This window comes from Sorangium sp. So ce375, assembly GCF_051473855.1.
Lineage (GTDB): Bacteria > Myxococcota_A > Polyangia > Polyangiales > Polyangiaceae > Sorangium.
Genome location: NZ_CP150335.1, coordinates 11,565,743 through 11,585,286, shown reverse-complemented (window position 1 = coordinate 11,585,286; position 19,544 = coordinate 11,565,743). Strand labels below are relative to the sequence as shown.

Sequence of the window (19,544 nt, the reverse complement as noted above, 5' to 3'; positions counted from 1 at the left end):
GCAAGCTGCGCGCGTGCGGTTCGATCGAGCACGTGATCTGGGTGGCGCCGGATGCGCCCGTCAGCGGCGCCGATGACGAGGCGATCATCGCGTCGCAGCGGGGTGGCGTCCTGCAGTGCTTCCGGATGGTGAAGGCGCTGCTCGCCCTGGGCTACGGGGCACGCTCGCTGGGCTGGACGGTGATCACGGTCCAGAGCCAGGCGCTCCACGCGCGCGAGGCGGTCAACCCGGCGCACGCGAGCGTCCACGGGCTCATCGGCTCGCTGGCGAAGGAGCACCCGGGCTGGCGCATTCGCCTTGTCGATCTTCCGCGCGAGGGTGCCTGGCCGCTGCCGGAGGTGTTCAGGCTGCCGCCGGACGAGAAGGGCAACGCGCAGGCGTACCGCCACGGCAGGTGGCACGCGCAGCAGCTTCTACCGTTCGAAGCGTCCGAGTCGCTCGCGGACAAGGTCCCGTACCGCACGGGGGGCGTCTACGTGGTGATCGGGGGCGCGGGCGGCATCGGCCATGCGTGGACGGAGTACATGATCCGGAACCACCGCGCCCATGTGGTCTGGATCGGCCGCCGCGCCAAGGATGCGGAGATCCAGGGCAAGCTGGATCGCCTGGCCGCCCTCGGCCCCGCGCCGCTGTACATCTCGGCCGACGCGACCGACCAGGAGGATCTGCGCCGCGCCTACCGGGAGATCAAGCGGCGCCACGCGGCGGTGCACGGAGTTCTCCACTCGGCGATCGTGCTGAGCGACTACTCCCTGGCGAACATGCCGGAGAGCCAGTTCGAGGCCGCGCTGTCCGCGAAGGTGGACGTGAGCGTGCGCATCGCGCAGGTCTTCCGGGAGGAGCCGCTCGACTTCGTGGTGTTCTTCTCGTCGTTGAACTCGTTCTTGAAGCCGCCGGGCCAGAGCAACTACGCGGCGGGCTGCACGTTCAAGGACGCGTTCGCCTCTCAGCTGGCCAGGCAGTGGCCCTGCGCCGTCAAGGTGATCAACTGGGGCTTCTGGGGGAGCATCGGCGTCGTGGCCTCCGACGTCTATCGGGCGAGGATGGCCCAGATCGGCATGGGCTCGATCGAGCCCGAGGAGGCGATGGGGGCGATGGAGACGCTGCTCGCGACGCCCCTGAACCAGCTGGCCTTCCTGAAGTCCCGGCAGGGCATGGCGTAGTCGAGACGGCGTGCCCCCGCCGTTCACCGAAGCGGGGCGATCTCAGCCGACCACCTGGACTCCGAGTCCAGCGCACGGTTGAGCTTGACACGGAATAGTCCATTCAATCCGGACACTTACGACTGGGGCCTGCATGCGAGTCTCTTTCCTGGGCGTCAACGCCCTGCTGTTCACGATCTGCTTCAGCTTTCGCCTGATCGACGTCTTCTTGATCCACGCGTCCCAGACCTGGGAGACGCTGAACCTGACGAAGATGTTCGGCGTCTTGGTCATCATCGCCTATCTCGTCATCACGAAGCAAACGCCCGGCAAGATCGGCTTTGCAGGGCGCGACATGCTGAAGGGCCTGCGGTTCGGCGGCGCCGCGATCCTGTTCAGCTTCTTCCTCGCCTATTCGACGGAGCTCCTCCTGCTGCACATGGCGGGCGAGAACCCTAGGGTGATCATCACGGCCCTGGGCCTGTCGTTGCAAACGAAGTATGCGGTCAGCGGCGGCCTGACATTCGCGTTGACCCTGCTCGCCTCGAACCTGATCAACTCGGCGATGGAAGAGGGGCTGTTCCGCGGGATCATGCTCCGGGAGAGGACCCTCAAGACGAACCTCGCCCAAGCGCTCTTCTTTGGCTTGTGGCAGATCGTCTGGACCCTCAAGGATTATCACGATGGCCGCCTGGACCTGGGCCATTTCATCGCGCTGTCGATAGGCATCACCATCGCGGCCGCCATCATTGGATTCGCGTTCGGCCTCGTGGACACGATCACGAACAGCTCGTGGAGCTCCTGGACGGCGCACATCGTGAACAATTCGTTCTTCAACTACGTCGCCGTCCGGTCGGGCACCGACACCCTGAATCACCACAGAAACCTCCGAGAGGTCATCGTGATGCTCGTCTTTCTGAGCATCGGCGTGATTGGGTATTATTTCTGGTCGAAGGGACGGGAGCGCGGAGCCCCCGGGTTCGCGGGCGTGCCTGCGCGCCTCGCGGACCCGCCGGTGCCCTGAGGCAGCGCGGGTTCTGAACGGGCTCATCAGCCCGTCGTGCCATCGCCAGGAGCGTGCACCCCGGTCGCAAGGCTTTGGACGCACCTCTTCCTATCCACTAGAATCGATGCCCAAGATGGACATCGGTCGCGAAATCTCGTCACCCTCACCCAAGGTCCTGGCGGATCCTTACGCGTTCTACGCCCAGCTGCGGAAGATGGGGCCCGTCATCCCCATCAAGCACCCCGTGCTCGGGAAGGGATACCTGATCACGCGGAACGAGGATGTATTCAGCGGTCTGAAGGATCCTCGGCTCGTCAACAATCGCGCCAACGCCGTGGAGGGAGGCGCCGGCCTCCTGGACCAGTGGTGGATACCGCGGATCCTCCGGCTCCTCCAGAAGATCATGCTGATGCAGGACGAGCCGGATCACCGCCGCCTCCGGGATCTCATCCACAAGGCCTTCACCCCGCGCATGATCGAGCGCCTGACCCCCCGGATAGACGAGCTTGTCGACGAGCTCTTGAACAAGGCCGCGAAGAAGCCCGTCGTCGATCTCATCGCCGACTTCGCGCTGCCCCTGTCGCTGAACCTCATCTCCGAGATGCTGGGCGTCCCCGAGGAGGAGCGGCTGGGCTTCTTTCGGGCGCAGAGCCGGCTCGTCGAAGGCCTGGCGGGCGCCAACGTCGCCGGGCTCGTCCTCGCCTTTCCCACGGCGATCGGACTGGCTCGCTTCTTCGGCCGGCTGCTCGCGCTGCGCCGCGAGCGGCCGGGCGACGATCTGACGTCCGCGCTCATCCGCGCGGAGCAGGCGGGGGATCGCTTCACCGAGGATGAGCTCGTCTCGATGATCTTCATGCTGCTGCTCGCCGGGCACGACACGTCGATGAACTTCATCGGCAATGGCACGCTCGCGCTGCTGGATCACCCCGACCAGCTCCAGAAGCTCTACGACCGGCCCGAGCTGATCGACTCCGCCGTCGAGGAGCTGCTGCGCTTCAGCGGCCCCGTGGGGCACGCGGCGCCGCGGTTCGCCCGGGAGGACATCGAGATCCAGGGCCACAGGATCCCGAAGGGGAGCCTCGTGCTGATGCTGTTCGAGTCGGCGAACCGCGACGAGGCGGCGTTCGTGGACCCGGGCCGGCTGGACATCGAGCGGACCCCGAACCGGCACGTGGCGCTCGGCTACGGCATTCACTACTGCGTGGGAGCGCCGCTGGCCCGGTACGAGGGCCGGAGCGCGTTCCTCAAGCTGGTGCAGCGCTTTCCGAAGATGCGCCTGGCGGTGCCCCGGCAGGAGCTGATCTGGCGCAAGAACCTGGCGATGCACGGGTTGAAGTCCCTGCCCATGGTCCTTTCGCCGTCCGCCGGGAGGTGATGCGCGCGATCGCCGCGAGCCCCCGGCTCGGGTGACGCGCGGGCCGCGCGGTGGCAAGGTCCTCCGACGCATGAGCGACCGTTCAACCATCATCGATGTTCCGCCGCGCTTTCGCGTGGTCGCCGGTCCGTGGGACGCGGAGGTCGACGAGCGCACCATCGTCCTCGGTCCAAGCCACGCGTTCGGCGATGGCCGGCACGAGAGCACGCGGATGTGCCTTCAAGCGCTCGCGTCGTTCGCGCCGCGGAGCGGCTTCCGCCTCTTCGACGTCGGGAGCGGGACGGGCATCCTCTCGATCGGCGCCGCGAAGCTCGGGGGCGAGGCGATCGGGGTCGACATCGATGCCAGCGCGATCGCGGTCGCGGAGGACAACGCGCGGCGGAGCGCCGTGGTGGCTCGCGTGAGCTTCGCGACGACGTGGCCGGAGGGGACGTTCGACATCGTCGTGGCCAACATCCTCCGCGATGTGCTCTTGGAGCTCGCCCCCTCGATCGTCGCTCGCCTGGCCCCGCTCGGGACGTTGATCCTCTCGGGTCTCGTGTCCACCGACGTCCCGGAGATCGTGGCGCGTTATGCGCCGCTCCTCGACGGGCGTCGACCCGAGATCTTCGAGCGTGGCTCGTGGCGTACGCTCGTGTGGCGCCTGGCCGCCCGATCATCCCCTTGAGACACCGATCACCCTGATCGAACGAGAGATGGGCCGCCCTCGCCCTTCGCCGGCGGCCCGCACGTGCAGTCGAGGCACCCGTGCTCCGCGCAGCTGCCGCACGACGCGGCCACCTGCTTGCGGAGGGCCTCGCGGGCGCGGAAGAGGCGCACCGCCGCGTTGTTCGCGGTGATCGACGCCTCCTGGGCGAAGGCCTGCACCGAAAGCCCGTCGACCTCCACGCGCTGGAGCGCGGCGGCGTACTCGGGCTTCAGCGTGCCGGCCAGCGACCGGACGCACTGGCACACGGAGCGGTGCTCCACGTCGGGCTCGGCCGCCTCGTCGAGCTCGGCGGCCAGCGCGGCCATCGCCCGCTCCGACGCGCCCTTTCGCCGGAAATGATCGACCACGGCGTTCCGCAGGGTCCGATAGAACCACGCCGTGGCCGACTCCTCGTCGCGCAGGCTGTCGATGCGCCCTATGCCCCGCACGAAGGCGTCCTGCAGGATGTCCTCGGCGACGGCCCGGTTGCCCACCTTCCGCTCCAAGAAGCGCAGGAACTCGCGATGGCTCTCGACGAGGGTCGCGACGACCGCCGAAGGCCGCGCGTCCTCGGCCCCTTCCCTGGACGGCTCGGCGCTTTCCTGGCTTCGCTCTGGCTCGCTCATGACGCACCAGGCTATCCACGAGGGCCGCCCTACGCCACCTTGCCACGGCACAAAGGCATGGCCGGCGTGACCGGTCGGGTCAGAATGTCCTCCTCTTCACCGTTCACCGGGAGGCTTGAATGACGCTTCAGAGGGTGATCGTCCTGGCCAGCGTGGGGCTCCTGCCGGCGTGCTCAGGGGCAGACGCCGACGCCCCGCTGGCGTCCACGCCGCGCTGTAGTGCATCGCCGGAGTGCGCCGCCACGCCCGAGACGCCGCTGTGCGACCAGGCGCGCGGCGAGTGCGTGGAGCTCCCGCCGGGGTCTCCGATCGGCGTGAAGGATGGCAGTCCGTCCTCGGTCGCGCTCGTGTCCGTCTTCGAGCCGAGCCGGAAGCGCGAGCCGACCGATCTCGCCTTCAACCCGGAGCGACCCGAGGATCTCTGGGTCGTCAACCGCTGGGACGACAGCGTGATCATCATCACGAGGCCAGGCGCGCCGGACAGCACGTCGGTCCGCCTCCGCGACCCCGCCGCGGCGCACTTCATGGATCAACCGCCGGCGCTCGCCTTCGGCCACCCAGGCACGTTCGGGGTCTGCGGCGACAACGACAACGGCGGCAACTACTTCATGGGCCCGTCGCTCTTCTCCTCGGATCTCTCGATCTTCGCTCAGGAGACGCCAGACGGCCTCGGATCGCACCTCGACATGCTCCACTCGAGCCCCTTCTGCAAGGGAATCGCGCACGAGCAGGCCAACGTCTACTGGGTCTTCAACGACTACGACCACGCGCTCGACCGGTACGACTTCGCCCACGATCACGGCCCCGGCCACGACGACCACTCCGACGGCGAGATCTACCGCTATGCCGTCGGCGAGGTGCTCGGGGTCGAGAACACGTCGAGCCATATCTTCTACAGCGCCAAGGAAGAACGCCTGTACGTCGCCGACACAGGCCACAAGCGGCTGCTCAAGCTGGATCCGACGAGCGGCGTGCCCGGAGCGAGCTTCGACGGGCAAGAGCCGGTCAAGGTGCGCAGGCACATGGACGGCGCCGCGCTCATCGAGTTCGTCCCGCCGGGGACGCTCGAGGCCCCGAGCGGGCTCGAGGTGTACGAAGGCCTCGTCTACGTCACGGATCACGCGACCAGCCGGATCTACGCCTTCGACCCGGCGGGGCAGGTGGTCCGCACGCTGGACACGGGCCTGCCCGCGGGCTCGCTCGCGGGGATCACCTTCGGGCCGGACGGCAAGCTCTACCTCGTCGACACGCTGTCGAGCCGCGTCTACCGCGTCGATCCCATCCTCTGAGGCGGCGCGCCGCGTCGGACGGCGCGCCGCGCGCGGGCCGCGGCCGCGCGGCTCCCCCGCGCCCCTGCCCCGTTACTCGCCGCCCGCCGGCGCGCTCGCTTCCGGGCCGCCGAGCAGCGCGTCCAGCTCGGCCTCGCCCCTGTCCTCCGCCACCTTGCGCCGGCGCCGGATCCACTCGGCCGCATCGTCGAAGAGCGAGTAGGCCACCGGCACCGCGAGCAGCGTGAGGACCAGGGAGAGCGACTGCCCGCCGAGCACGATCGCCCCCGTCGTCCGGTTCTGCCCCGAGCCGACCCCGTGCGAGAGCACGAGCGGGATCATGCCGGCCACGAAGGCGATCGTCGTCATGAGGATCGGGCGGAGGCGGTCCTTGTTCGCCTGGAGGATCGCCTGGAGCCGCGGCATCCCCTGCGCGCGCAGGTGGTTCGTGTGATCGATCTGGAGGATCGCGTTCTTCTTCACCACGCCGAAGAGGACGAGGAGCCCGAGCCCCGAGAAGAGGTTCAGCGACTGGCCGAAGAGCTTGAGCGAGATCAGCGCGAAGGGCACCGTGAGCGGCAGGGAGAGCAGGATCGTGATCGGGTGGAGCCACGACTCGAACTGCGCCGCGAGGATGAGGTACATGAACACGAACGCGAGGCCGATGACGACGGCGAAGCTCACCACCGTGCTCGCCGTGTTCTTCGAGCTGCCCACGGCCTGCGCGGAGTAGCCCGCCGGCATCCGCTGCTCGGCGATGATCCTGTCGAGCGCCGCCTGCACCGCCGTGTCGCCGACGCCGGGGGCGGCGTTCGCGCTGATCGTGATCTGCCGGCGCCGGCCGAGGCGGCCGATCGACGACGGGCCGCTGTCGGGCTCCAGCGTGACCACGCTGTGGAGCGGGACGGCGCCGTGCTTGGACGAGGGCACCGTCAGGAACGAGAGGCCCTCGGCGTCGGCGCGGTGCTCCGCGGCCGCGCGCACGCGGACGTCGTACTGCTCGCCCGCCTCCGAGTACGTCGACACCTTGAGCCCGCCGACGAAGAGCTGGAGCGCGCCGGCCACGTCCGCGACCTGGACGCCGAGATCCGCGGCGCGGTCGCGGTCGATGGTCGCGCGGAGCTCGGGCTTGCCCACGACGAGGCTGTTGTCGACGTCCACGGCGCCGGGCACCTTCCGCAGCTCCTCGGTGATGCGCGCCGCGTACTCGCTCAGCCGGTCGAGATCCGGCCCCTGGATGGCCACCTGGACCCTCGCCGACGACTGGCCGCCGGACGAGATCGCCTGCACCTCGCCGGCCGTGGCGCGCAGCCCCGGCGGCAGCTTCGCGAGGATCTCCTCGCGCACCCGCTGCATGAGGGCGAGCTGCCCGAGCGCGCGCTGCTCCGGATCGACGAGCATCACGTAGATCTTGGCGACGTTCGAGGCTTGCTGATCGCCCTCCCCCACGGTCAGCAGCGTCCGGGTGACGCCCGGGAGCCGGCGCACGTCGCCGGCGATCCGCTCGGCGATGAGGCGGGTCGAGGTGAGGCTCGTCCCCTCGGGCGCGCGCATGTTGATCTCGAACTGCGCCTGGTCGTCCTCCGGCAAAAAGCCGCCGGGAAGCGTCTTTGCGATGGGCACGCACGAGCCGAGCGCGATCGCCGAGGCGACGACGATCACCCAGCGGCGCCTCATCACCCACGCGAGCGCGGCCATGTACGCGCGCTCGATCGGCCGGTAGAAGACGTCGACGGCGCGCTCGAGGACCGAGGGCCGCGCGGGCGCCGCGTCACGCGCGTGTCCCGAGAGCCACCGCGCGGCGAGCGAGGGCGTGAGCGAGAAGCTGACGATCAGCGAGACGCCGATCGAGAACGCCATCGTGAGGCCGAAGCTCTTCAGGAAGCGCCCGACGATCCCGGGCATGAAGGCGACAGGGATGAAGACGGCCATGAGCGACAGCGTGGTCGCGAGCACCGCGAGACCGATCTCCTTCGTCGCCATGACGGCGGCCGGGAACGGCTTCATCCCCTTCTCGTCGATGTGGCGGACGATGTTCTCGAGCACGACGATGGCGTCGTCGATGACGATGCCCACGGCGAGCGCGAGCGCGAGGAGCGTGAGGAAGTTGAGCGTGAACCCGGCGATCCACATCACCGCGAACGTGCCGACGACCGAGATCGGGATCGCGAGCGCGGCGATGAGCGTGCTGCGCGCGTTGCCGAGGAAGAGGAGCACCACCACCGCGGCGAGGAGGGCGCCGAGGACGAGGTGCTCCTTCACGGCGGCGATGCCCGTGCGGATCACGCGCGAGCCGTCGCGCACGACCTCGATCTTCGTCCCCTCGGGCAACGAGCGCTGCACCTCGTCGAGGCGCGCCCGCACGGCGTCGACGACGGCGACGGTGTTCTGGCCGGACTGCTTGACCACCGACAGGAGGACCGTGCGCTTCTGGTCGAGCTGGGCCCAGGTCTTCTCGTCTGCGCGGCCGTCCTCGACGCGGGCGACGTCCGAGAGGCGCACGGCGTGCCCGTCCTGCTCCCGGAGCACGACGCGGCCGAGCGCCTCGGGCGACTCGACGCGCCCCATCACGCGGAGCGTGAGGTCCTCGGGGCCGGTCTCCACGCTGCCGCCCGGCGTCATCAGGTTCTGCGCCGCGATCGCCCGCTGCACCTCGGCCGCGGTGATCCCCTGCGCCCGCAGGGCGATCGGGTCGAGCCAGACGTTGATCTGCCGGCTCTGCGCGCCGATCAGGCTGACCTGGCCGACGCCGGAGATGCCCTCGATCTGCCGGCGCACCCGCTTGTCGGCGAGCTCGCTGAGCTCGCGGATCGGCTGATCCGACGCCACGGAGACGAGCAGCACCGGGGCCGCGCCGAGGTCGATCCTGCTCACGATCGGCGGATCGATGCCCTTGGGCAGGCTGGGCAGGACGGCGCTTATCTTATCGCGCACCTCCTGGGCCGCGACGTCGGCGTTCTTCTCCAGCGCGAAGCCGACGACGACCTGGCTCACGCCCTGGGTCGACGTCGAGCGCAGGTCCTCGATGCCGCTGATGGTGTTCACCGCGCCCTCGATCCGGTCGGAGATCTCGGCCTCGACCTCCTCGGGCGCGGCGCCGTCGAGGCGCGTCGTGACGACGACGTACGGGACGTCGATGTTGGGGAACTGGTCGAGGCCGAGCCGGGTGTAGCCGGCGGCGCCGAGGACCACGATGACGAGCATGAGGACCGACGCGAAGACGGGCCTCTTGACGCAGACGCGAGCGAGCCACTGCATGACGACCTCACTCCACGGCTTGGCCGTTCTGGAGCGCCTCGGACGGGTTGATGACGATCCTCTCGCCCGCGCGGACGCCGCGGAGGACGGCCACGGCGTCGCCCTTCTCCACGCCGGTCTGCACGACGCGCTCCTCGAGCCGGTGATCCACGACGGCGAACACGTGCGCGCGCCCCTCCCTCGGGACGACGGCGGACCTCGGCACGACCGGGCCGCTCGCCTCGCCGGTCGCGAGCGCGACGGACGCGAACATGCCGGGGCGCAGCGCGCCGTCGGGGTCCTGCACCTCGGCCTCGGCGACGAGATCGCGCGTGGTCTCGCGGACCGCGGCGCCGATCCAGCGCACCGTGCCCGGGAACGACCGCCCGGGGTACGCCGGCACGGTGAAGGTCAGCGGGCCGCCGGTCTTGACGGCCGCGAGGCTCGCCTCGGGCACGGTGAACCGGAGGCGCGGCGCGCCCTTCGAGACGAGCGCGACGACCCTGGAGTCCTGGCGGACGTACTCGCCGACCTCGACGAAGCGCTCGGCGACCACCCCGTCGAACGGCGCGCGGATCTGGCCATCGCCGACGCTCTGCGCGGCGGCGCGCGCGCGGGCGGAGGCTGCCGCGACCGAGAGCGGGGCGCTCCGGCACTGGTCGGCGATCCGGTCGTGCTCGACCCGGGAGATCGCGCCGCTCTCGAGCAGCGCCGTGTAGCGCTCGCACTCGCGCTTCGCCGTCGCTTCCTGCGCGCGGGTCAGCGCGGCGTTCGCCTGCGCCTCCGCGGCGGTGAGCGCGGCGGCGCGGACGTCGAGGCGCGCGAGCAGGTCGCCCTTCTTCACCTCGGCGCCGCGCTCGACGAACGTCTCCACAACGCGGCCTGCCGCGTTCGCGGCGAGATCGGTCTCCCGATCCCCGCGCAGCGTGCCGGTGAGCGCGATGCTGCGCGGCATGGGCTGCTCGCGCACCTCCGCGGTCTCGACGCGGACCTTGGGCCCGCTCGCCTCCGCGGCGGTGGAGGCGCTGGCCCTTGTCTCGCAGCCGGCCGCTGCGGCGGCGAGCGCGAGGAGCAGGAGGAGGCTTTGGGCGCGGCCTTTCGTCGTGGTGTGGCTCAAGGGTCCCTCGGGGCAGCGTCGGTCGCGGCGGCCTGATCCGGGCAGAGCGGGGCGCCGCGCGCGGCGGCGCGCAGCGCCGTCCGCTCGTTCCCCCGTCGCCAAGCCTCCGGCCTCGCCGCTCGGGCGCGCCGGCGCCCAGGCGATCGCAACCGACAGTTGCGATGGGTATAACACGGCCGGAGCCGACCGCAACCAGCGGTTGCGATGATCGCAACGAATGGGTGCGATAGCCGGCTACGCCGTGAGATTGCGCTGGCGTGCGCCGCCCGGCGGAACTTCAATGGCGGCCGATGCAGGCGACGACGGCGAAGCGGACGGCGAAGCGAGGCTCCCCGAAGAGGCGCGCGCTCGTGCGCGGCGAGCCTGTCGTCCGGGGCATCCTCGCCGCCGCGCTGGAGGAGCTCGCCAGCGCGGGCTATCGCGCGCTCCGGATCGAGGACGTGGCGATGCGCGCTGGGGTCAACAAGACCACGGTGTACCGGCGCTGGCCGACGAAGGAGGACCTGGTGCGGGCCGCGCTCCTGGCGATCACGGACGAGAAGATCGTCCCGCCGAACACGGGCTCGCTCCGCGGGGATCTCGTCGCGCTCGGGCGCGCGATCATCGAGTTCCAGGCGTCGCCGGTGGGGCAGAGCCTCTTTCACGTGTTCCTGTCGGAGGGGCCCGACTCGGAGCTCATGGTCATCGCCCGCTCGCTGCGCGCCGTGCAGGAGGCAGGGCTGCGGGCCATCATCGAGGCCGCCGTCGCGCGCGGCGAGCTCGCGCCGAGCGCGGATCCGATGCTCCCGTGCGAGCTGCTCGCGGCCTACCTCCGCCACCGGCTGCACGCGGATCGCGCCGTCGTCGACGAGGCCCGGCTCGCTCACGTCGTCGACGTGATCCTCCTGGGCGTGCTGCGCCCGGACATGCGGAAGCAGGCCTGAGCCGCGAGGGCGCGGGGCGGCGCGCCCGGCCCTCCGGAGGCGCGCCGCGTCGACGCAGGCCGCTGCTCCGCCGGGCGGCCTGAGCCTCGCGGCGACCTGCGCCGGGCGCGGTGATCGCGTCGGCCTCTGCGCACGGGTCCGCGGCGCGCCGGCCCGAGCGCGAGGTGTCCGGCGTACGTCCAAAGCCACATGGGATATTTTATTGCAAATGCAATAGTGTTGCGTTAACTCGAGCCCACGCCAGCCAGGGGCCCGGCCGGCCGCGCCGCGGCCGCGGGTGCACCTCGTTCACCCCGCGCCGCACGCGCGGCAGGCGTACCCGCGCGCGCTGGAGCGCGCCGGCGCTGGCGAGAGAGGACCTCGACGTGACGCAAAGGCTTCCTGTGACCGTGCTGTCCGGCTTCCTGGGCGCCGGTAAGACCACGCTGCTCAACCACGTGCTCGCGAACCGCGATTCGCTGCGCGTCGCCGTGATCGTCAACGACATGAGCGAGGTCAACGTCGACGCCGCGCTCGTCCGGGGCGGGGGCGCGGCGCTGCGCCGCGTGGAGGAGCGGCTCGTCGAGATGTCGAACGGCTGCATCTGCTGCACGCTCCGGGAGGATCTCCTGGTCGAGGTGGCTCGCCTGGCGGCCGAGGGGCGCTTCGACTACCTGCTGATCGAGTCGACGGGCATCTCGGAGCCGCTCCCGGTCGCCGAGACGTTCACCTTCGACGATCCGGCGACGGGCAAGAGCCTCTCGGAGGTCGCCCGGCTCGACACGCTGGTCACCGTCGTCGACGCGCAGCGGTTCCTCGCCGACTGGACGAGCGCCGACGACCTGCGCGCGCGCGAGGCCGCGCTGGACGGCGACGACGAGCGCACGGTCGCGGATCTGCTCGTCGAGCAGATCGAGTTCGCGAACGTTCTCGTGCTCAACAAGACGGATCTGGTGAGCGACGAGGAGGTCGAGCGGCTCACGGCGATGCTGCTGCACCTGAACCCCGGCGCCCGGATCATCAGGGCCTGCCGCGGCCGGGTCGATCCTCGCGAGATCCTCGGCACCGGGCGCTTCGATTTCGAGGAGGCGGCGCGCTCGCCCGGATGGATGCGGGAGCTGCGCGGGGAGCACATGCCCGAGGCCGAGGAGTACGGGATCGAGAGCTTCGTCTACTCCGCGGAGCGCCCGATGCACCCGGAGCGGCTCTGGGCCTTCCTCCACGGGGCGGCCGCCTGGGATGGAGTGCTCCGCTCGAAGGGGTTCTTCTGGCTCGCGACGCGCATGGACATCACGGGTTCCTGGTCCCAGGCGGGCGGCGCCGCATCGTTCGAGGCGGCGGGGCGCTGGTACGCCGCCTTGCCGGAGGAGGAGCGGCCGGAGGACGACCGGCCGGACGCCGCGTGGCATCCGGTCTGGGGCGACCGGCGGCAGGAGATCGTCTTCATCGGCGTCGACATGGCCCGAGAGGAGCTCACGGCCGGGCTCGACGCCTGCTTGCTCACGCCGGACGAGATGGCCGCGGGGCCTTCCGCCTGGAGCCGGCTCGAGGATCCCTTCCCGGCGTGGGAGGACGCGAGAGAACAGGAGAGCGAGGCCGAGCCGGCGCAGATCCTGTCCTGACACTGCCTAACGCGGGAAGTCGCCGCGATTCAGCAGAAAAACCGCCATGGCAGTTCGCTTCGCGGCCCCACTTCCCGCAATAACGCTGCGGCGCCCCGTGCAGGCCAGCTGACTCCGCCTCGGCGGTGCTCGCCGTCACGCAGCGCGCCCATGCTGGCTGCGTGACGGCGAGCGCTGGAGTCGCGATTACTTGCTAGAGCCGGCGCGATGAACAAGGAGCCGTAGCGCATCGAGCGGTCCGATCGTACAGCCCGGGCTCAGCCGGTGCGAGCCCACCGCATCACCGGAGCAGCGGCGAGGGGAAATAGTGACTTTACAGAGCGCCCAAATGGTGGATCATGCGGTCGGCGCTGCCCGACTGCGGGATGGTCTTCACCACTGCACCCACGGTGACCCGAGGCGTTCCCGCGGAGACAGCGACGAGAGAACTGTGAAGTGACTCCAGAATTGCATCGATGGTGCGTGGATGGCCCCGCAGGGCGGCGTGGTCCTGGCATCGCGATCGACAGGGCGAGCCTGTAGAGAGGTGCAGACATGAAGCTGTTTCGGTTTGCGGGCAGTGGCGGTCCGCGCCTCGGGATCGAGGACGAGCGGGGAGCGCGCCACGACCTCACGGCGGCATCCCCGGAGGCGTTCGCGTCCGTCGCCTCGTGGCTCGCCTTGCCGGATCCCCTCGGCGCGGTGCGCGACGCGCGCGCGCGCGCCGAGGCCCACCCCGTCCCGCCCGGCGTCCCGCTGCTCGCCCCGATCGACGGGCAGGAAGTCTGGGCGGCGGGCGTCACCTACGAGCGCTCGCGCGCCGCGCGCAAAGAAGAGAGCGCCGGCGGCGGCGACTTCTACGACCGCGTGTACGAAGCCGAGCGCCCCGAGCTGTTCTTCAAGGCGACGCCCCGCCTGGTCGCCGGGCCGGGCGCGCCGGTGCGCATCCGGCGCGACTCGAGCTGGAACGTGCCCGAGCCGGAGCTCTCGCTCGTCGTGTCCGCGGCGGGCCGCATCGTCGGCTACACGGCCGGCAACGACGTCTCGTCGCGGTCCATCGAGGGCGAGAATCCCCTCTACCTGCCGCAGGCGAAGGTCTACGACGGCTGCTGCGCGCTCGGCCCCGCCGTCGTGCTCGTGGACGAGCCCGGGCTGGACCTGCGCGCTCTCTCCATCGATCTCGCGATCCGGCGCAGGGGCGAGGCGGTGTTCGCGGGGAAGACCTCGACCGCAAGCCTGCGGCGCACGCCCGAGGAGCTCGTCGCCTACCTCACGCGCGAGCTGAGCTTCCCTGCGGGCGTCGTCCTCTTGACCGGGACCGGCATCGTGCCGCCGGACTCGTTCACCCTGGAGCCTGGCGACCTCGTGGAGATCACGATCCAGGGGGTCGGCACGCTGGCGAACCCGGTATCTCGAGGTTGACGAGGCGCCCCATGGAATTCCTCGCCCACAACGCCGCCACCGGGGAAAAGCTCGGCGCCTACCGGGACGCCACCGCCGCCGAGATCGACGCCGCCGCCCGCGCCGCCGTCGCGGCGGCGCCGGCCTTCGCCGGCCTCGCGCCGGAGATGCGCGCCCGATTCCTGGAGACCGCCGCCGACGAGCTCATGGCGCTCGGCGAAGCCCTGATCCAGACCGCTCACCGGGAAACCGGGCTGCCCGTCGCCCGCCTCGAAGGCGAACGCGGCCGCACCACCGGCCAGCTGCGCCTCTTCGCGGCCGTCGTGCGCGAGGGCTCCTGGGTCGATGCGCGGATCGATCCCGCGCTGCCCGACCGCAAGCCGCTCCCGCGCCCCGACGTGCGCCGCATGCTGCGACCGCTCGGCCCGGTCGCCGTCTTCGGCGCGAGCAATTTCCCCCTCGCGTTCTCCGTCGCCGGCGGCGACACCGCCTCCGCCCTCGCCGCGGGCAACCCGGTCGTGGTCAAGGCCCACCCGGCGCACCCTGGCACCTCCGACCTCGCGGCCTCGGCCCTGCGCTCCGCCGTCCAGAAGGCGAGCCTGCCCGCGGGCGTCTTCGGCATGGTGCACGGCGCCTCGCCCGAGGTCTCGCTCGCGCTCGTGCGCCACGAGGCCATCCAGGCGGTGGGCTTCACCGGGTCCACCCGCGCCGGCCGCGCCCTCTGGGACGCCGCCGCCGCCCGCCCGCGGCCGATCCCCGTCTTTGCGGAGATGAGCAGCATCAACCCGCTGGTCGTGCTGCCCGGCGCGCTGCGCGAGCGCCGCGACGCGATCGCCGAAGGGCTGATCAACTCGTGCACGCTCGGCGTCGGCCAGTTCTGCACCAAGCCCGGCCTCGTCCTGGGGCTGGCCTCCCCTGAATGGGATGCGTTCGCGCGGTCGGTCGCCGACCGAGCCCGCGCCATCACGCCTGGTGTGATGCTGCACGCCGGTATCCAGCAGTCGTTCGACCGCTCCGTGCGGGAGCTGAGAGGCGTGGAGTGGCTGACCGACACCGGAGCGCGCGTCGCTCGCGTCTCCGCCGCCGACTTCGCGCGCGCGCCGCACCTCGCGCACGAGATCTTCGGACCGTACACGCTGCTCGTCACCGCTTCGAACCGCGGCGAGCTGCTCCAGCTCCTCGGCGCGCTCGACGGCCAGCTCACCGCCACGCTTCACGGGACCGCCGACGATCTCTCCGCTGCCCAGGACCTTGTCGATGTCCTCGGCCGGGTCGCAGGCCGCCTCGTCTTCGATGGCTACCCGACGGGCGTGGAGGTATCGCACGCCATGCACCACGGTGGGCCGTATCCAGCGAGCAGCGACGCGCGCTTCACGTCGGTTGGAGCCGCGGCGATCCTCCGCTTCGCACGTCCCGTTTGCTACCAGTCGTGTCCGCCCGCGCTGCTCCCGCTGGAGCTGCGCGACGAGAACCCGCTCGGGATATCACGTCTCGTCGACGGCCAGGCCACCCGCGACCCCGTCGCACCCCGCGCATGACCCACGACCCGGTGTTCGAGTCCGGCGGCGAGGCGATCTACACGTTGCGCACCACCGCGCCCGGACCGTCGGGGCGCCTCCCGCTCGGGGCCGAGCAGCTGCGCGCCATGTCCAGCGGCGAGCTGTTCGGCTGGACTCAGAACGCCGGGATGGGGTGGGATCCCGCGCGCCTGCAAGGGAAGCAGTTCCTCGTGCTCAGCACGCAGGGGGGAATCCGCGCGCCCGACGGCACGCCGATCGCGCTCGGGTACCACACCGGGCACTGGGAGGTGGGGCTGCTCATGGAGGAGGCCGCCCGCACGTTTGCGGCCAGCGGGGCCATCCCGTTCGCCGGCTACGTCAGCGATCCTTGCGACGGGCGGACCAATGGCACCGTCGGCATGCTCGACAGCCTCGCTTACCGCAATGACGCCGCCATCGTCTTTCGACGACTGATACGCTCGCTGCCCACCCGCCGAGGCGTGCTCGGCGTCGCCACCTGCGACAAGGGCCTCCCGGCCATGTTGATGGCGCTCGCCGGCAGCCTCGACCTCCCCACGGTGCTCGTGCCGGGCGGCGTCACGCTCCTCGCGGAGGAGGCCGAGGATACCGCCAAGGTCCAGACCCTCGCGGCGCGTTATGCGCGCGGCGAGGTCAGCCTCGACTACGCCGCCGAGATGGGCTGCCGCGCCTGCGGTTCTCCGGGCGGCGGCTGCCAGTTCATGGGGACGGCCGCGACGAGCCAGGTGGTGGCGGAGGCGCTCGGCCTCGCCCTCCCGCACGGGGCGCTCAGCCCGTCGGGCGCCGAGATCTGGCGCGACCTCGCCCGCCGTTCCGCGCACGCGCTCATGGCCCTCGAGCGACGTGGGGTGACCACGCGGGACATCGTCACCGACGACTCGGTCCACAACGCCATGGTGCTGCACGCCGCCGTCGGCGGGTCGACCAACCTGGTGCTCCATGTGCCGGCGATCGCCCATGCGGCCGGGCTTCGACGCCCCACGGTGGACGACTGGGCGCGCATCAACGCCCTCGTCCCGCGCCTCGTGGACGTGTTGCCCAACGGGCCGCGCCACTACGCCACGGTTCAGGTCTTCCTCGCGGGAGGCGTCCCCGAGGTCATGCTCCATCTGCGCGAGCTTGGCCTGCTGCGGCTCGGCGCGCGCACCGTCAGCGGTCGGACCTTGGGCGAGAACCTCGAGTGGTGGGAGCGCAGCGAGCGGCGCCGGCGCCTGCGCGACAAGCTACGGCAGCTGGACGGCATCGACCCGGACGACGTGATCATGTCCGCCGGGAAGGCACGCGAGCGCGGCCTCACCAGCACGGTGACCTTCTTGCGCGGCAACCTCGCGCCCGAGGGAGCGCTCGTGAAGAGCACCGCGATTGCCCCCCAGGTGATCGGACCGGACGGCGTTTATCTGCACGAAGGACCAGCGCGCGTGTTCGGCAGCGAGGACGCGGCGATCGAGGCGATCAAGACGGGCGCCGTGCAGCCGGGTGACGTGATGGTGCTGATCGGCATCGGCCCCGGTATCGGGATGCCGGAGACGTACCAGATCACCTCTGCCCTCAAGCACGTGAAGGATGGACACCGTATCGCCCTGGTCACGGACGGTCGTTTCTCCGGCGTCTCCACCGGGGCGTGCATCGGCCACGTCAGCCCGGAGGCGTGGGCGGGTGGACCGATCGGCCGCGTGCGCGACGGCGACAACGTCAGGCTGCGGATCGACACGCGCAGGCTGGAGGGGACGGTGGACGTCGTGGGTGTGGATGCAGGCGGTCTTGCCGCCCGTTCGCCCAATCCAGCCCTTCAACCGGACGGCCGAGTGAACCCGGATACGCGTTTGTGGGCTGCGCTTCAGGATGCCAGCGGCGGCAGCTGGGGTGGTTGCGTCTATGACGCGGAGCGCATCATAGGGCTCCTCGGTCGCGCCATCGCCGCTGAGCGGAGCTCCTCTGGCACATAAGCTTTTGATATAGCGCCACTTTTCCAGGAGAAAGGCGGATCGCGTGAGTTTCATCATTCAGCCAGCGCGTGCAGCGTGGCTGTACGATGTGAACGGTCACAACGAGGAGCTTGACTTCCGGATCGCGTTTGGATTTCCTAAGCCCCGAAACCAGAAGATCTCTCGTGGTAGGCCCCACGAGCGTCGCCGATCGCGTCATTGAATTGTGAGGGCGCTCGCGGAATCCGCGTGGTGCTCCGGGGATGACGCGCGACACCGTCGCTCGCCAAACGTGAACCGTTTGTACCCCAGTGTTTTTGCCGTGAGCAACGCGGCGGCACGCAGACATTGCCCTCGTGGTTCGTGAGGGCGAGAACGTGACGACGTGGGATGGGCCGTAGAGGTCTCTATCCGACCACGTCTCTTTCATCGAAAGGTAGCGGCACGATGTCGATTGGCCAGTTGAAGTCACGTGGATCGGCGCGGCGCGCAATGGCGGTGTTGAGCTGCGCGCTCGGGCTCTTGGGTCTCTCTGCCTGCAAAGACAAGCCCGACAGCGCTCCGGCCGCGGGAGGCTCCGCCAGCGCCGCGGCCGCGCAGGCGCCGAGCGTCGCGGCCGCGCAGGCGCCGGGCGGGCAAGGGCCCAAGGTCGTGCCAGGGCCTGGCTTCAACCCCGAGTGCTTCGCGCCGTGGAAGCAGGACACCAAGTATCTGCAGTGGACGGCGCGAAAGCCGCCGTTCCGCCTCGCGCTCGTCAACGGCTACGTCGGCAACGCCTGGCGCATCCAGATGGTCAAGACGGCCAAGGCCTTCGCCAAGGACCCGGCCATCGCGCCGCTGATCAAGGAGTTCAAGGTGGTGTCGACCGGCACCGACGTCGCGGCCCAGCTCGGTGCGATCGAGGACTTCATCAACCAGGGCTTCGACGGCATCGTCACGCTCGCCGTCAGCCCCGACGGCTTCGATCGCGTGATCCGGCTCGCCGACAAGAAGGACGTCATCCTGGTTCCGTTCGACAACGTGCTCGACACGGACAAGGTGATGCAGGTCAACGAGGACCAGCTGGCGATGGGGCGCCAGTGGGGCGAGTTCCTCGACAAGCAGCTCGGCGGGAAGGGCAAGGTGCTCGAGGTCCGCGGCCTGCAGGGCAACTCCGTCGATCGCGACCGCCACGTCGGCTTCCGCCAGGTCATGGAAGCGCCGGGGAAGAGCTACACCATCGTGGAGGTGGTGGGCAGCTGGGACGACGGCAAGGCCCAGAAGGCGGTGGCCGACGCGCTGGCCGTGCACCGCCAGTTCGACGCGCTCTTCGCGCAGGGCGGCTCGACGGGCGCCGTCCGCGCGCTGCTCGACGCCGGACACAAGCCGATCCCTGTCGCCACGGAGGCCGAGAACGGCGTGCGCAAGCTGATCGCGAAGCACCACGAACAGGGCATGAAGGGCCTGTCGCTCGGCCAGTCGCCGGGGCTCGCGGCCATCGCGATGAAGGCGGCGCTCGAGGGCCTGCAAGGCAAGGTGATGCCGCAGATGATCTCCGTGCCGATCCCCGCCGCCGATCACACCACGCTGAAGGACGGCGAGAGCTTCTTCTCCCAGCTCTCCGACAACTTCTTCACGCCCAACGAGTTCCCGCCCTGCGGGGTCAACATCTCGGGCGTGAAGATCATGAACGAGTCGGAATCCGACGTGAAGTAGACGTGAAGTAACGCCCCAGCATC

At 70.4% G+C, this 19,544-nt stretch carries 13 protein-coding genes and 1 pseudogene; 11 read left to right on the top strand and 3 right to left on the bottom strand.

What is annotated here, in order from left to right; all coding sequences use genetic code 11:
- Positions 1–365: 365 nt before the first annotated feature.
- The 4 genes and pseudogenes from WME90_RS43385 to WME90_RS43370 form a co-directional block, all read left to right on the top strand.
- Positions 366–1,142 (top strand): annotated as a pseudogene (locus tag WME90_RS43385) (SDR family NAD(P)-dependent oxidoreductase); the annotation flags it as partial.
- Between the two features lie 154 nt (positions 1,143–1,296).
- Complete coding sequence (locus WME90_RS43380) at positions 1,297–2,166, top strand: CPBP family glutamic-type intramembrane protease (RefSeq protein ID WP_437277967.1); 870 nt, start codon at positions 1,297–1,299, stop codon at positions 2,164–2,166.
- A gap of 106 nt (positions 2,167–2,272) precedes the next feature.
- Entirely contained in the window at positions 2,273–3,523 is a 1,251-nt protein-coding gene (locus WME90_RS43375) for a cytochrome P450 family protein (protein ID WP_437277966.1), read from the top strand.
- A gap of 70 nt (positions 3,524–3,593) precedes the next feature.
- On the top strand, positions 3,594–4,190 hold the full coding sequence (locus WME90_RS43370) for a 50S ribosomal protein L11 methyltransferase (protein WP_437277965.1): 597 nt from the start codon (positions 3,594–3,596) through the stop codon (positions 4,188–4,190).
- 8 nt (positions 4,191–4,198) lie between these two features.
- Here WME90_RS43370 and WME90_RS43365 read toward each other — a convergent pair whose 3' ends face one another.
- A complete protein-coding gene (locus WME90_RS43365; protein WP_437277964.1) occupies positions 4,199–4,837 on the bottom strand; it encodes an RNA polymerase sigma factor in 639 nt (212 codons plus the stop codon).
- Between the two features lie 119 nt (positions 4,838–4,956).
- On the opposite strand from WME90_RS43365, the gene WME90_RS43360 reads away from it, so the two are divergent.
- Entirely contained in the window at positions 4,957–6,126 is a 1,170-nt protein-coding gene (locus WME90_RS43360; protein ID WP_437277963.1) for a hypothetical protein, read from the top strand.
- Positions 6,127–6,198: 72 nt separating this feature from the next.
- Here the strand turns inward: WME90_RS43360 and WME90_RS43355 are convergent, their stop codons facing one another.
- Together WME90_RS43355 and WME90_RS43350 are read right to left on the bottom strand one after the other, a co-directional pair.
- Entirely contained in the window at positions 6,199–9,363 is a 3,165-nt protein-coding gene (locus tag WME90_RS43355) for an efflux RND transporter permease subunit (protein WP_437277962.1), read from the bottom strand.
- 7 nt (positions 9,364–9,370) lie between these two features.
- Positions 9,371–10,459 carry an efflux RND transporter periplasmic adaptor subunit gene (locus tag WME90_RS43350; RefSeq protein WP_437277961.1) on the bottom strand — a complete coding sequence of 363 codons (1,089 nt, stop codon included), beginning with the start codon at positions 10,457–10,459 and terminating at the stop codon, positions 9,371–9,373.
- Positions 10,460–10,749: 290 nt separating this feature from the next.
- Between WME90_RS43350 and WME90_RS43345 the strand changes: the two genes are divergently transcribed.
- The 6 genes from WME90_RS43345 (at position 10,750) to WME90_RS43320 (ending at position 19,521) form a co-directional block, all read left to right on the top strand.
- Positions 10,750–11,382 (top strand): TetR/AcrR family transcriptional regulator, encoded by a 633-nt coding sequence (locus WME90_RS43345; protein ID WP_437277960.1) that lies wholly within the window; start codon positions 10,750–10,752, stop codon positions 11,380–11,382.
- A 365-nt stretch (positions 11,383–11,747) separates the two neighbouring features.
- Positions 11,748–12,983, top strand: a complete 1,236-nt coding sequence (gene zigA, locus WME90_RS43340) for a zinc metallochaperone GTPase ZigA (protein WP_437277959.1) — start codon at positions 11,748–11,750, stop codon at positions 12,981–12,983.
- 534 nt (positions 12,984–13,517) lie between these two features.
- Positions 13,518–14,384, top strand: coding sequence for a fumarylacetoacetate hydrolase family protein (locus tag WME90_RS43335; protein ID WP_437277958.1), 867 nt, complete (start codon positions 13,518–13,520; stop codon positions 14,382–14,384).
- A gap of 11 nt (positions 14,385–14,395) precedes the next feature.
- Positions 14,396–15,901 carry an aldehyde dehydrogenase (NADP(+)) gene (locus tag WME90_RS43330; protein ID WP_437277957.1) on the top strand — a complete coding sequence of 502 codons (1,506 nt, stop codon included), beginning with the start codon at positions 14,396–14,398 and terminating at the stop codon, positions 15,899–15,901.
- The gene (locus tag WME90_RS43325; protein WP_437277956.1) at positions 15,898–17,847 is read left to right on the top strand and encodes a YjhG/YagF family D-xylonate dehydratase; all 1,950 of its coding nucleotides are present in this window, start codon (positions 15,898–15,900) and stop codon (positions 17,845–17,847) included. Before WME90_RS43330 ends, WME90_RS43325 begins: the two co-directional genes overlap by 4 nt.
- A gap of 480 nt (positions 17,848–18,327) precedes the next feature.
- Positions 18,328–19,521, top strand: a complete 1,194-nt coding sequence (locus WME90_RS43320; protein WP_437283734.1) for a sugar ABC transporter substrate-binding protein — start codon at positions 18,328–18,330, stop codon at positions 19,519–19,521.
- Positions 19,522–19,544: the final 23 nt, after the last annotated feature.

Coding starts and splice junctions, on each gene's coding strand:
- WME90_RS43380 (WP_437277967.1), top strand. CDS start 1,297: ATGCGAGTCTCTTTCCTGGGCGTCAACGCCCTGCTGTTCACGATCTGC.
- WME90_RS43325 (WP_437277956.1), top strand. CDS start 15,898: ATGACCCACGACCCGGTGTTCGAGTCCGGCGGCGAGGCGATCTACACG.
- WME90_RS43335 (WP_437277958.1), top strand. CDS start 13,518: ATGAAGCTGTTTCGGTTTGCGGGCAGTGGCGGTCCGCGCCTCGGGATC.
- WME90_RS43360 (WP_437277963.1), top strand. CDS start 4,957: ATGACGCTTCAGAGGGTGATCGTCCTGGCCAGCGTGGGGCTCCTGCCG.
- WME90_RS43375 (WP_437277966.1), top strand. CDS start 2,273: ATGCCCAAGATGGACATCGGTCGCGAAATCTCGTCACCCTCACCCAAG.
- WME90_RS43355 (WP_437277962.1), bottom strand. CDS start 9,363: ATGCAGTGGCTCGCTCGCGTCTGCGTCAAGAGGCCCGTCTTCGCGTCG.
- WME90_RS43330 (WP_437277957.1), top strand. CDS start 14,396: ATGGAATTCCTCGCCCACAACGCCGCCACCGGGGAAAAGCTCGGCGCC.
- WME90_RS43370 (WP_437277965.1), top strand. CDS start 3,594: ATGAGCGACCGTTCAACCATCATCGATGTTCCGCCGCGCTTTCGCGTG.
- WME90_RS43345 (WP_437277960.1), top strand. CDS start 10,750: ATGCAGGCGACGACGGCGAAGCGGACGGCGAAGCGAGGCTCCCCGAAG.
- WME90_RS43365 (WP_437277964.1), bottom strand. CDS start 4,837: ATGAGCGAGCCAGAGCGAAGCCAGGAAAGCGCCGAGCCGTCCAGGGAA.